Here is a 1646-nt window from a genome sequence, read left to right on the forward strand (position 1 = left end):
CGCGGCGGCTGCGGCTGCCGGTCCGACAGGGCCTCCAGCGCCGCGCTCGTGGCGGCGAGCGCCTGCCGTTCGCCGTGCAGCGCCGCATGGGCGGCGTCCACCAGGGCGAGGGCGCCGGAGCGCTCCCCGGCATGCACCGCCCGCATCACCGCCCGCGCCTGCTGCGGGCCGCAGCCCCGGGCCAGCGCCCGGTAGGCGAGCAGCGCGTCCAGGTGGCCGTCGTCGAAGCGCCGGTACCCCGCGGCGGTCCGCGGCGCGGGCGGCAGGATCCCGGCATCCGCGTAGTTGCGGATCTGCTGGGTGGTGATCCCGGCCGCCCGGGCCAGATCGACCGGTCGGAGCCCCGGCCCCTGCTGCTCCGCCACCGCTTCCTCCTCCTGCGACCTTCCAGCCGATTTGAAGGTTAGCGGCCACCTGTCCCCGGTCTGAAGCCGCACTGCCCGCGCCAACTGCCAACAAGCACTTCAATGGAAGACTTGAAGCCATGGACCTGACCACCGAGAACGGGATCATCGAGTACGCCCGGAGCCTGCCCGGCGTCGTCGCCGTCACCGCCGACGCGGCCGGCGGCGCCCCCGAGGTCGCCTGGGGCGACACCTTCTTCTTCCACGACCCGGACGGCGACTCCCCGCGCCGGATGCCGTTCGCGACGCTGGTGACCAAGGACTACGCGGGCTTCGACACCGCCTCCGACCTCGACCGGCCCGGCGTCTTCCGGCTGAACGTCTCCGTCGGCCGCAGGGCCTTCGAGGAGCTGATCGGCCACCCGCCCGCCGCCCACCAGCAGCACCACGACACCTACGACTACACCGCCACCGACCGGCTGCTGCCGCACCCCGCCTACGCCGTCCAGGCATGGGTCTGCATCCTCAACCCCGGCCCGGCCACCACCGGCCTCGCCCGCGAGCTGCTCGCCGACGCGCACGCCCGCGCCGCCCGTCCAAGGGCGTAGAGCGCGGCTTCAAAGGCGTACGGACGACCCGTAGGGGCGGGTGGGGGCACCTCCCGCCCCTTGCGGTACGTCCGGATCAGGCACCCTCGGTGATCCACTCGCCGTAGGCGGTGGCGGACAGCAGGCCCTTGAGGTCGGTGCCCTTGGCGAGTTCGATCTCGATCAACCAGCCTTCGTCGTAGGGGTCGGTGTTGACCAGTTCGGGGTCGCTGTCCAGCTCCTCGTTCCTGCCGGTGACCTTGCCCGCCAGCGGAGCGAAGACGTCGCTGACGGACTTCACGGATTCGACCGTGCCGAAGGGCTCGCCGGTGTCCAAGGTGCGCCCGACCGGCGGAAGTTCGACGAACACCAGGTCGCCGAGCTGCTTCTGGGCGTGGTCGGTGATGCCGACCCGGATCCGGCCGTTGCCGAGTTCGCGCACCCACTCGTGGTCCTTGGTGTACTTCAGGTCGTTCGGGATGTTCGCCATGAGGCCCTCCGTGGTGCGGCCGCCCGGCCGCGGCTCGGCGCCCGAGGAACGGGCGTTCCCGCCGAGACTGCAACAGACCCCGGTACGGGAGCCGGGATTGTCACTCGACCGGGTGGGTCGCACACGGAGGGCGTGTCGCGGCGGGGAACCCGCAGCCGGTGTCCACCGGGCGCCGGCCGTCGGCGAGAATGATCACCGTGGATCTCGACCTGGCGCAGGTACGGG

General features: G+C 72.3%; 3 protein-coding genes. 1 reads left to right on the forward strand and 2 read right to left on the reverse strand.

Annotation, left to right across the window (positions count from 1 at the left end):
• A partial coding sequence (locus ABZ641_RS36390; RefSeq protein WP_359988794.1) for a MerR family DNA-binding transcriptional regulator occupies positions 1–365 on the reverse strand: 365 nt, incomplete at its 3' end.
• A 119-nt stretch (positions 366–484) separates the two neighbouring features.
• On the opposite strand from ABZ641_RS36390, the gene ABZ641_RS36395 reads away from it, so the two are divergent.
• Positions 485–952 (forward strand): DUF6194 family protein, encoded by a 468-nt coding sequence (locus ABZ641_RS36395; RefSeq protein WP_344628361.1) that lies wholly within the window; start codon positions 485–487, stop codon positions 950–952.
• Positions 953–1028: 76 nt separating this feature from the next.
• Here the strand turns inward: ABZ641_RS36395 and gcvH are convergent, their stop codons facing one another.
• Positions 1029–1421 (reverse strand): glycine cleavage system protein GcvH, encoded by a 393-nt coding sequence (gcvH, locus tag ABZ641_RS36400; RefSeq protein ID WP_344628362.1) that lies wholly within the window; start codon positions 1419–1421, stop codon positions 1029–1031.
• Positions 1422–1646: the final 225 nt, after the last annotated feature.

Origin of the sequence: Kitasatospora sp. NPDC007106 (assembly GCF_040634455.1) — a bacterium.
GTDB classification, from domain to species: domain Bacteria; phylum Actinomycetota; class Actinomycetes; order Streptomycetales; family Streptomycetaceae; genus Kitasatospora; species Kitasatospora arboriphila.